This is a genomic window from Orenia metallireducens, assembly GCF_003001995.1.
Classification (GTDB): domain Bacteria; phylum Bacillota; class Halanaerobiia; order Halobacteroidales; family Halobacteroidaceae; genus Orenia; species Orenia metallireducens_B.
This window is the reverse complement of the sequence record NZ_PVNB01000077.1, coordinates 1-1,729: the sequence shown is the minus strand read 5'-3', so window position 1 is coordinate 1,729 and position 1,729 is coordinate 1. Positions and strand designations below refer to the sequence as shown.

The 1,729-nt window shown below is 33.6% G+C and carries 3 protein-coding genes; all 3 read right to left on the bottom strand.

Annotated features, from left to right (window positions below):
- Window positions 1-180: 180 nt before the first annotated feature.
- Window positions 181-603 (bottom strand): hypothetical protein, encoded by a 423-nt coding sequence (locus tag BX659_RS18625; RefSeq protein ID WP_097019719.1) that lies wholly within the window; start codon window positions 601-603, stop codon window positions 181-183.
- A gap of 133 nt (window positions 604-736) precedes the next feature.
- Window positions 737-1,264 carry a replicative helicase loader/inhibitor gene (locus BX659_RS18620; protein WP_097019718.1) on the bottom strand — a complete coding sequence of 176 codons (528 nt, stop codon included), beginning with the start codon at window positions 1,262-1,264 and terminating at the stop codon, window positions 737-739.
- A partial coding sequence (locus BX659_RS18615; protein ID WP_146129061.1) for a DnaD domain-containing protein occupies window positions 1,265-1,729 on the bottom strand: 465 nt, incomplete at its 5' end.

Genomic DNA, 1,729 nt, shown 5'->3' with positions numbered 1-1,729 from the left:
TGAACTTACCTTATATTCTAATCCTTCTTCTGTAAAATAATAATAGCTCATATTTAAAATTCACTTCCTATTAAAATTTTGTCATATCAAATTGATTAAGTAATTTTTAAATTTTGATTTAAAGATTTCATTTAACTATATATCATCCTTCTACAAAACAAGCTATTATACCTTCTAACTTTAAATTAGATCTCCAATACTTTCCTCTAATTTCTCTAAAGCCCTCTTCTTTACTCGATAATACTGACTCGCTGAATAGGGAAATCTAGTGCTATTATAAATCATATTATCCATCTCTGCTCTGTCTTGAAAATACTTAGCTTCAATCAATGGCAATTCTAACTCCTTATCTAATGCTTCTAACCCCGTCTCTATTAAATTGATAATCCTCTCCTTCTCCATCTTCTCTTGAGCCAATTTACTATCTAATCTCTTCTCTACAATATCATATACTGGATCACAGCTTCCCCCACCACTCACTCTAGGTACAGAGTAATCAATCGCCTGCTGATTATACTCCAACTGTACATTAATTGCCTCGACTCTGCTCTTGATCTTTTTATAATTAAGTAAATATTTAATTAACTTCTTATGTTTCTTCACTAAATCATCATCTCCTCTCAATAAAATAATGTAAACTCATCCTCTATCCTATCTATATTAATAAAGCAGCTGACCCTACCTAAAAGTCAACTGCCTCAATATTATTCCATGCTTGTACTGAGAAAATATGAAACTACGAAACGCTCTCTTTAAGCTTTAATTCTCCTTCGCTAATTAACCTGATGCTCTCTCTTAACTCTATTGGTAATAAATCATCCTCTTGCTTTCTTTTTAATAACTGACCATACATCTTGATAAACTGTCCTCTAATCACACCTATCTTACTCTCTAAACATATCTCCCTCCATCCCATAGCTCTTACTGTCCTAGCTACCAGCGAATTCATACTCTCTAATGCTTCCTTCTCTCGATAATATCCATAGTGCCTTATTGCTTTTATCACCTCCTCCCAAGCATCTGTCGCAGTTAATTTATCCTTAGAAGTAGCTATACTAGCAACCTCTCTTCTGATATCAGCTATTACTGGTGGAAAGGGACTCTTCAAAATTAGCTTTTTAGCTGCTAGCTGTGCTACCTGATAGGGTATATCCCTTAATAATTCATGCCAGACCTTTAGCTTAACTCCCTGACTATCAACCTGAAATTTATCATAGGCTACTGCTAAAATTGACAATAGCTTTGATGTTTCCTTCTTAGTCAATTAATCCACCTCCCAAATATCCTCATCTTCAACATCACACTGCTCTACTAAATCAAGTGCATTCTGTAGATTAGTAGGTAGCTCATTTTTACCCTTGCTTTTATTGCTATACCTTGCTTTTCTCTCCTCTAAATAAGACTTAACCTTTTTCTTAGTAATCAATCCTTTACTCAACCAATCATCAAGAACTGCTTTTAAGTAAGCAAAGTTATTAGCATTGTTTAAAGATGATTCCTTCATTGCTAAAATAATCATCTCTTCATTTAATCCATCTTCTAAATAACCTTCCAGTACCTCTAGCTGATAAGTACTAATTAATCTTCCAAAACACTTTTCATAAAAAGCAATGAGCTCTTTTCCTCTTCTTTTCTGTGTAGTCTCTGTAGTAATCTTTGTAGTAGTCTCTGTTAAAGAGTTTACACTTTCTGTAAGGTCCACTTTACCCTTTTGGTAATTTCCACTTTT